Source organism: Baekduia sp. (genome assembly GCF_035318805.1).
Taxonomy (GTDB): domain Bacteria; phylum Actinomycetota; class Thermoleophilia; order Solirubrobacterales; family Solirubrobacteraceae; genus Baekduia.
On the sequence record NZ_DATHDY010000113.1, the window covers coordinates 23201 to 31404 of the forward strand.

Genomic DNA, 8204 nt, shown 5'->3' on the forward strand with positions numbered 1-8204 from the left:
CTCAGCCCCCCGCCGCCGGTGCGTTGGTGCCGGGCGCCTGCGCGGTGTTGGCGCAGACCTCGCTCTTGGTGGCCGGGTTCGTCAGCCCGATGATCGTGCCGAGCTGCGGGTTGGCCTTCCTGAGTTGGTCGAGCAGACCAAGGCCCGAGCAGCTGAAGAACAGCGCGCCGCGCCGGATCGGGCCGTGCGCGTCCTGCGTGCTGAAGACGGTCGGGCCGATGTGGTTCAGCCACGAGATCCAGAAGAGGTAGCCCTCGTCGCTGCCGGGCGGGTTGTAGGCGACGGTGTTGAGCAGGTAGTTGGCCGTCTTGAGGACCGACGTGAAGTCCGGCGTCAACGCGGCGAGGTCGCGCGCCGCGGGGCGCAGGATCTTGACCGTCGGCAGCGCGTCGCGGGCGAACGGCCGCAGCTGCTTCTGGATGACCGGCGTGGTCGTCTTCAGGAAGGGCCGGGTCTGCTTGAGCGACGGGCCGAGCGCGCGCGCGCCGGGGCGCAGCTTGCCGAGCGTCGGGCCGAGGGCCGTGCCGAGCTTGTCGACCTTCTGGACGGCCGTGTCGGTGACCTTCAGCGTGTCGGGCAGCAGGCTCAGGGTCTCGCGCAGGCGCTGGTCCTGGTTGGCGAACGCCTTGAAGACCGCGTTGGACGCGTCGACGAGGTCGCCGAGCTGCTGGTCCTTGGCGCCGACCGCCGCGGTCAGCTCCTTGAAGTTGTGGATCGAGCGCGAGATGTTGTCGCGGCGCGTGGCGAGCTGCTTGGTGATCGCCAGGATGTCGCGGTTGGTCGGCTCGAAGCGGCGGAAGGTCGCCGACAGGTTCTTGCCGTTGCCGCCGAGCGCCTGGCCGCCGCCGGCGACCAGCAGCTGCAGGTAGCTGCGGGTGTCGCCGTCCAGCGCCGCCAGGAACTCGTCGGTGTTGACGTTGGGCAGCGTCTGGGTGATCGGGATGACGTCCTTGGCGTGATCCAGCTCGCCGGCGCGCTTGGAGCCGGGCGTCAGCTCCACGATCATGTCGTTCAGGCCGGTCTTGGGCCGCAGCAGCGCGGTCGCGTCCTTGTAGACGTGCGCGTACTTGCGGCGGACCTTCATGGTGATCACCGCGCGGCCGTTCTTCAGCTCCACCTTGGAGAGCTCGCCGACCGGGACGCCGGCGACGTTGACCGACTGCCCCTGGCCCGGCGTAACCGACTGGGCGGTCGAGAACTCGGCCTTGTAGTCCACGAAGTCGGTGCCGACGACCGGGACCCACTTGGGCAGGTAGAAGCGCTGGTGGCTCAGGATGTAGCTGCCGACGGCGAGCGCGACGACGAAGATCCCCAGCACGGCGATGAAGTCCCAGCGATGCTTGCGGATCGCGGTCCTCATCGCTTGGCCCCCGTGCGGAAGGGGTTCAGCCGGTCCATGAGCTCGGACGTGAGGCTGCTGCCGGACGCCGGCGTCGAGGCCGCGAGCGGCAGCGGCGTCGAGGTCGACGGCACGGTCACCGCGGGCGTCGTGACCGTCGGCGTCGTGACCGCGGGGGCCGGATCGGGCTGCGTCGTCCCGCCGCCGCCGTCGGCCGCGCCGGTCTTCGCGCCGTTGAGGTCGGGCAGCTTCTGGTCCTTGCAGAGCGCGGTGTGGTTGTACGGCGAGCGCTTGCCCGGGTAGGCGGGGCGCGTGCCCAGCGGCGGGTCGTTGACGTGGGCGTAGAGCTGCTCGCCGGCGTTGCCGCCGTACTTGCCCGTCGAGACCGTCTTGGAGCCGCCGCCGACCGCGAAGCGGACGTAGTGGCCGTTGCCGTCGAAGTTCTGGCTCTCGCCGGCCAGCCCGACCATGGCGTACCAGAACTCCTTGTAGTTCTCCTCGTTGGAGGTGAACTGGCCGTCCTCGATCTTGATGTCGCCGGTCGGCAGGATCGTGTGCGTCACGCACTGCGACACGAGGTCGGCTTGCGGGAGCGCCTGGAGGCTGCCGTCCACGAGCTTGGCGAGATCGACGGTGGTCGGCTTGAGCTCCTTGACCAGGCCGCCGAGCTCGCCCTGGCTCACGAGCTTGCGCGTCTGGGCGATCCAGGGCAGCGCGGCGTCGATCGTCGCCGGCGTCTCCTCGACGCCCGGCAGGATTTCCTTGGCGAAGGCGCGCGTGTTCGGGAACGAGGCGTTGAGGTGCGTCAGCGCGCTCTGGGTGTGCTCGAGCGTCGGGCCCAGCAGCGCGATGGTCTGCTTGAGCTCGGACTGCCGCGAGGCCAGCGACGCCATCGTGGTGTTGAAGTTGGTGACGAAGTCCTTGAGCGACTGCTCGTTGCGCACCAGCGCCCGGGTGACCTTGCCGGTGTTGTCGACCAGGCCCGAGAGGTCGTGGCGCTGGAGGCCGAGGAAGGCCTGGTTGACGATCGACGCGTTGCGCAGCGCGCCGGGCGCGTCGTCGATCGAGTCGTTGAGCGACTGCGCCGCGGTCTCGCCCTTGACGGCGGGGTCCTGCGTCGCGTCGTCGGCGGCGGTCGGCTCGTAGGTCAGCGCGGTGCCGTAGCCCTCCAGCAGCCGCTTGAGGTCGTCGCGCGTGTCGCTCTGCAGCGCGGTCAGCACCTGGTCGAACTGCACCGGCGCGGCGGTCTGGGTGATCGGCAGCGTGTCGCCGTCGGAGATCTTCGGCGCGGCCGGCGTGCCCGGGGACAGGTCGACGAACTCGTTGCCCTCCAGGAAGATGCGCGGCCGGACCTTCAGCGTGGCGTCCTTGTGGATCGGCAGGCCGGCCTTGTCGATCTCCATCGTCACGACCGAGGCGTTGCCGTCGCCGCCCTGGTAGGCCTCGACCTTCTTGACCTTGCCGATGTTGACGCCGGCGATGCGCACCGGCGAGTTGGGCCGGACGTTGTTGGCGTTGGCGAAGACGGCCTTGACGCGGAAGCCGTGGGTGAACGGCACGTGCTTGCTGAAGCCGGCGTACGCCGCGACGGCGGCGAGGAGCAGCACGAGCAGGCCCACCAGGAACGGGTTGGCTCCGGTGCGGTCCTTGCGCAGGACGCGCTTGCGCTTATCGGACTTGGAGCTCATGGCTGCGGGGTGTCCGTCGACACCTGGGTCTTCTGCGTGGTGATGCCCTGGTTGCCCGGGACGTTCCCGATGACCTGCTTGCCCGCGGCGTAGGGCTCGTTGCCGGCCTCGCACTCCGCGGTCTGGCCCGGCGCCGACGTGTTCGGGTAGGGGTTGGCGTGCAGGAAGTTGTCCGCGTTGGGCCCGTTGGCGGGGCCCGACGACGGCCCGCCCTCGTTGTTGGGGCCCTGCGGCGTCGCGACGATCATGAAGCGCTGGCCGGTGCCGTTGGTGTCGCCCTCGCTGAGCACCGAGGCGGCGTTGCGGAACAGCAGCGTCCAGTAGTTGCAGACGGTCTGGGTCGGCGTCAGCGTCGCCAGGAGCGGGTTGGCGATCCGCGCGGTCTGGCCGAGGTCCTGGACGCCGAGCGCGACGAGCGGGTCCTCGGCGAAGCGCTGCAGCGAGGCGAAGGTCGGCTTCAGGTCCTTGTTGAACTGCACCGAGCGCTTCAGCGCCGGAGTGCCGACCACGAAGGCCTGCGACAGGTCCTTCGCCGCGCCCGACAGCGCCTTGACGCCCGGGCGCAGGTCGTGGAAGAAGCCCTCGCTGTTGGCCAGGAAGGGGCGCTGCTTGGGCAGCTCGCGCGTCGCGGTGTCCAGCGCCGGCGGGCCGCCGCTGATCGAGTCCTGGAGGTACGGACGGGCGACCGAGGCGAAGGCGTCGAAGGTCGTGTCGAGGTTGCGGAACAGCGAGGCCTGCTGCTCGGCCACCGGCGCGACGATCGCCGACGTGCGGCCCAGCGACTGGACGAACCGGGCCAGCTGCGTGCGGTCGTCGGCGAGGTTGGCCATCGCCGGGCCGAGCTGGGCCAGCAGCGGGTTCAGCGACTGGATCGCCTCGTGCAGGTCCTGGCCGCGCCCGGCGAACGCGTTGCCGAGGCCGAGCAGCTGCTGCTGGGCGGCGGCGCGCGTCTTGTCGTCGAACGTGCCGAGGAACTCGTCGAACTCGACCGGCGCCGGCGTGGCCGCCTTCAGCGGGATCGTCGCGTCCGCGGCGTAGCCGTCGGTCGACTTGCCCTTGGTGATCTCGACGTACTTCAGGCCGAGCGCGGAGCGCGGCCGCACGAGGATCGTCGAGTCCTTGGGCAGCGGCTTGACCGTCGTCTCGAGGCTCATGTCGAGCTGCGCGATGACGCGGCCGTCGTCCAGGCGCTTGGGCGCGATGCCCTTGACGACGCCGACGCGCGTGCCGCCGATGCGCACCTCGTTGCCTACGACGAGGTTCGCGGCGCTCGGGACGTCGGCCTTCAACGGGTAGGTCGGGACGAACGGCAGGCCGTTGTTGGCGTTGTAGGCCAGGAACACCGCGACGAGGACCACGAGCGTGGTCGCCGCGCCGATGAGCACGGGGTTGGCGGCGATGGACTGGGATCCGCGTCGCATCTCAGCCCCCCAGGAGGTAGTCGAGGAGGGTCTGGGTCGCGCCGGAGGACGGCTGCGCGGGCTGCGTCGTCGTGCTCGGCGCGGCGCTGGACGGCGCGGGCGCCGACGGCGTGGTCGCCGCGCCGCCGGAGGAGGCGGGCGTCGAGGACGTCGCGGCGCCGGAGCTCGAGGACGCGGGAGCGCTCGGCGCCGGCGCGCCCGGGAACAGGCTGGCGGGCAGGTCGATCTTGGCGTTCGAGGGCGAGGACTTCGACGTCTTGGAGGACGTGCCGTCCTTGCCCGAGGACGAGCCCGCCGCGTCCTGCTGGTCGAACGCCGCCGGGTCCAGGCCGTTGGCGACCGCGTCCTGGCGGGCCAGGAACGGGCTGCGGCCGTCGGCGATCTCGCGGTTGACCGAGGCGACCGTCGGCGTGGTGGTGCCGGACTTCGCGGCGCGCGCCGACGCGGCCTCGGCGGCCACGGGCTTCGGGAAGTTGGCCGTGCAGCCCGTCAGCGGCTTGACGGAGTAGGTCGTGCAGGTCGTCAGCACGAACACCGCGCGCAGGTAGTGCCCGAGCGAGTCGTAGCCGTTGGTCGCGGCCGCCTGGAAGTACAGGAAGTCCATGAGCCGCTCGATGCCGCCGGTCTCCTTGAGGCTGGTCAGCAGCTTCTCGAGGTTGTCGACGGTCGGCTTGGCGTCGTTGGCGAAGGTCTTGAGGTCGCCGACGACCGGCTTGCTCTTCAGCAGCGCCTGGTCGCCGACGTCGGCGGCGTCGCCGAGCGACGTCAGCGCCGGCGTGCCGGCCTCGCTGAACGGGCCGAGCTGCTTGATGAAGGTGTTGATCTCCGGGGCGGCCGCGTTGAGGTCGGTCAGCACCGGCGTCATCTGGTCGGCGAGGCCGCCGAGGCGCTGCATCGTCGGCTTGAGCTCCTTGAGGAAGCCCGGGAGCTTGGCGAGGTTGGCCTCGATGTCGGTGCGGCGCTGGGCGCTGGCCTGCGCCGTCGTGTTGGCCTTGACGATGAAGTCGGCGACCTTCGCCTTGTCGCGCGCCAGCGGGCGCAGGACCTCGTCGCCGTTCTTGGCCAGCTCGGCGAGCGTCCGGTTCTGCTCGGCGAGGATCGCCAGGACCTTGTCGGTCTGCTCGAGCGCCGGGTTGGCCTCGCGGACGGCCTGGCGCAGCTCGTCGCCGTTGGCCGCCAGGCCGGTGCCGAGCTCGTTGATGATGATCGAGAGGCGCTCGCGGTAGGGCAACCGCATGATGTTGCCGACCAGGTCGAGGTCGACCGGCTTCAGCGTCTGGGAGTCGGGCAGCAGGTACTCGCCCTTGCCGGCGCCGCTCTGGATCTTCGCGAGCTTCGGCGCGGACGCGTCGCCCTCGGCGCGCGGCTGCGTCGGGGTGCACTCCACGTAGCGCTCGCCGATCAGCGACTGCGGGCGGATCGTGCAGGTGGCGTCCTTGCGGAAGTCCTTGAACCCCGGCTCGGTGATGTCGAGGACGACCGCGGCCTTGTTGTCGGGCGTCACGTCGAGCGCGGAGATCTTGCCGACCTTGACGCCGGAGATCTTCACGTCCTCCCCGGGGATCACCGTGAAGGCGTTGCTGAAGATCGCGCGGACCTTGTAGACGCCCTTCTGGTCGTCGCCCGCCCCGGTGCCCAGGACGACGACGATGCCGGCCGCGAGCAGCGCGACGCCGATGGCGATCAGGCGGCGGGTCATGGGCCGGGGGGCACGATGCTCGGATCGCAGTCCGAGCCCTCGGGCGTGTAGGGGCTGGAGCCGTCGGCGGCGGCCTGGGTCGACGAGCCGGGGCAGCGGCGGATCTTGCCCGACTGCAGGCCGACCTGGCGCTCGGCGGGCTTGAGTGCGTTCAGCGTGCCGCCTGCCGGGTTCTCGGTGTACTGGAAGGCGTTGACGATCGGCGAGATGCGCGCGAAGTGGCCGTTGGCGTCGTAGTTGGCCGTGGACTGGCCGAAGTCGCGGAACCAGCCGATCAGGTCCGGCGCGTAGGGCCGGATGAACTGCAGCACCGGCGTGCCCTGCTGCAGGCCCTTGACCGTGTGCTGGAACGTCGGCGTCGCGACCTTGGTGAGCTGCGGCTGCTGCTTGAGCAGGTCGATCAGGTCGTTGCCGGCGCCCGGGCGGCTGATCAGCGCGCTCAGGTCGCGGATCGTCGGCCGCGCGTCGGTCACCAGCGGGCGCAGCTGCTTGAAGAACGGCGCGAGCTTCGGCGCGACCGGCTTGGACGCGTCGACGAGCTTGTCGAGGTCGTCGAGCGTCGAGCGCAGGTCGACGAAGGTGGTGTTGGCCTGGCGCAGCGTCGTCGGCAGTGCCTTCAGCGCCCGGTTGAGCGACTCGCCCTCCGACGCGATCGCCCCCGACGTCGTGTTCGCGTTGCCGACCAGCGACGACAGGTCGCCGCGGCGCTCGGCCAGCGCGGTGGTCGCGCGCGCCGTGTAGATGATGAAGTCCTGCAGCGACTGCTGGTCGCGGTCGAGCTCGTTGACCAGGCGCGAGGTGGTGCTCAGCGCCGGGTTGAAGTACTTGAGCGCCTCGTTGGCCTGCTGGCCCTTGCCCTTGTACTGCGTGGCGGAGCCCTGGATGACCTTCTGCAGCGACTTGCGCGTCTGGGGGTCGAGCGTGTTGAAGAGCTGGTCGAGGTCGACCGAGGTGGTGGTCTTGTCCAGGCCGAGCGTGGCGCCGTCGTCGATCTTCGCCCCGTTGTTGGGACCGGGCGCGAGCGCGACGTAGCGGTTGGCGACGCCCGACAGGGAGCCCGAGCGGATGGTCGCGGTCGTGCCGGCGTGCAGCGGCGCGTAGGGCTCCTCGACCTGGATGCGCACCTCGGCGAGGTTCCGGTCGTCGAGCTTGATCTCCGCGACGCGGCCGATGCGCCGGCCGCCGACCTGCACGTCGTTGTCCTTGACCAGCTGGCCCGCGCTCTGGAAGACCAGCGTGTACTCGTGCTTGCTCGAGCCCTTGAGCAGCAGCACGGCGACCACCGCGACGAGGGCGATCGCGCCGAGCGCACCGAGGCGCGCGGCGCTCATCGCGCGACCTCGCGACGCGGGCAGCGGTCAGCCTCCGCGCAATGCGCGGCGTTGCCGTTGGGACAGGACGAAGGGTGAGACAGGACCGTGTGGGGTTCGGTACAGGCCGTGACCGGCTGATGATCTTCCAACTGAAGTGTTGAGCCGATGTTGCGTGGTCCGCCGGCTCGGCGGTGCTACTCCATGCCGAGCGGCCCCTGCGACTCGCCGGACAGGAACTGCCGCACGAAGGCGTTCTCGGAGTTGAAGAGCTCCTCGGCCGGACCGGACTCGACGATCCGCCCCTTCCACAGCACGCTGATGAACTCCGCCACCCGGCGCGCGCTCATGATGTCGTGCGTGATGACCGTGTAGCAGCCGCCGTTCTCCTCGTGGATCTCCTGGATCAGCTCGCACAGCAGCGCGGTGCGGACCGGGTCCAGGCCGGAGTCGGGCTCGTCGAAGAGGACGATGTCCGGCTCGAGCACGAGCGCGCGTGCGAAGCCGGCGCGCTTGCGCATCCCGCCTGACAGCTCGTTGGGGAACTTGTCCTCAGCGTTGGCCAGGCCGACCTCAGCCAAGCGCGAACGCACGATCTGCAAGACCTCGTCATCACCCTTGTCGGTGTGCTGACGCAACGGGAAGGCGACGTTATCCAGCAGGTTCATCGAGCCGAACAGGGCGCCGTCCTGAAATAGCACACCGAACTTCTTGCGCATCTCAAACAGCTCTTCGTCGCGCATGTTC

General features: G+C 70.1%; 6 protein-coding genes. All 6 read right to left on the reverse strand.

Annotated elements, in window-relative coordinates; translation table 11 throughout:
* Position 1 precedes the first annotated feature (1 nt).
* On the reverse strand, positions 2–1360 hold the full coding sequence (locus VK501_RS23070) for an MlaD family protein (RefSeq protein ID WP_324341657.1): 1359 nt from the start codon (positions 1358–1360) through the stop codon (positions 2–4).
* On the reverse strand, positions 1357–3027 hold the full coding sequence (locus tag VK501_RS23075) for an MlaD family protein (protein ID WP_324341659.1): 1671 nt from the start codon (positions 3025–3027) through the stop codon (positions 1357–1359). Before VK501_RS23075 ends, VK501_RS23070 begins: the two co-directional genes overlap by 4 nt.
* The gene (locus VK501_RS23080; protein ID WP_324341661.1) at positions 3024–4448 is read right to left on the reverse strand and encodes an MlaD family protein; all 1425 of its coding nucleotides are present in this window, start codon (positions 4446–4448) and stop codon (positions 3024–3026) included. Before VK501_RS23080 ends, VK501_RS23075 begins: the two co-directional genes overlap by 4 nt.
* A 1-nt stretch (position 4449) precedes the next feature.
* Entirely contained in the window at positions 4450–6147 is a 1698-nt protein-coding gene (locus tag VK501_RS23085; RefSeq protein ID WP_324341663.1) for an MlaD family protein, read from the reverse strand.
* Entirely contained in the window at positions 6144–7478 is a 1335-nt protein-coding gene (locus VK501_RS23090) for an MlaD family protein (RefSeq protein ID WP_324341665.1), read from the reverse strand. The genes VK501_RS23085 and VK501_RS23090 overlap by 4 nt, the downstream gene beginning before the upstream one ends.
* 176 nt (positions 7479–7654) lie before the next feature.
* The coding region (locus tag VK501_RS23095; RefSeq protein ID WP_324341667.1) for an ABC transporter ATP-binding protein at positions 7655–8204 on the reverse strand (550 nt) is incomplete at its 5' end.

Coding starts and splice junctions, on each gene's coding strand:
- VK501_RS23085 (WP_324341663.1), bottom strand. CDS start 6,147: ATGACCCGCCGCCTGATCGCCATCGGCGTCGCGCTGCTCGCGGCCGGC.
- VK501_RS23090 (WP_324341665.1), bottom strand. CDS start 7,478: ATGAGCGCCGCGCGCCTCGGTGCGCTCGGCGCGATCGCCCTCGTCGCG.
- VK501_RS23075 (WP_324341659.1), bottom strand. CDS start 3,027: ATGAGCTCCAAGTCCGATAAGCGCAAGCGCGTCCTGCGCAAGGACCGC.
- VK501_RS23080 (WP_324341661.1), bottom strand. CDS start 4,448: ATGCGACGCGGATCCCAGTCCATCGCCGCCAACCCCGTGCTCATCGGC.
- VK501_RS23070 (WP_324341657.1), bottom strand. CDS start 1,360: ATGAGGACCGCGATCCGCAAGCATCGCTGGGACTTCATCGCCGTGCTG.